Genomic DNA, 222 nt, shown 5'->3' on the forward strand with positions numbered 1-222 from the left:
TTTGCGCCGATGGGGGCGTTGCTGCCCGAGCTGTTCCCTACCCATGTGCGCTACACCGGCGCGTCGGCGGCGTACAACCTGGGTGGCATCGTGGGGGCTTCGGCGGCGCCGTTCTTTGCTCAGAAACTGGTGAGCATGGGCGGGTTGAGCTGGGTTGGCGGGTATGTGTCGGTGGCGGCGGTGATCAGCTTGATTGCAGTGCTGTGCCTGAAAGAGGCCCGT

The 222-nt window shown here is 64.9% G+C and carries 1 pseudogene; it reads left to right on the top strand.

The annotated features are described in order from the left end of the window. A pseudogene (locus tag MFF34_RS22160) lies at positions 1–222 on the top strand (MFS transporter); the annotation flags it as partial.

Source organism: Pseudomonas sp. PAGU 2196, assembly GCF_022179005.1.
Taxonomy (GTDB): Bacteria; Pseudomonadota; Gammaproteobacteria; order Pseudomonadales; family Pseudomonadaceae; genus Aquipseudomonas; species Aquipseudomonas kermanshahensis.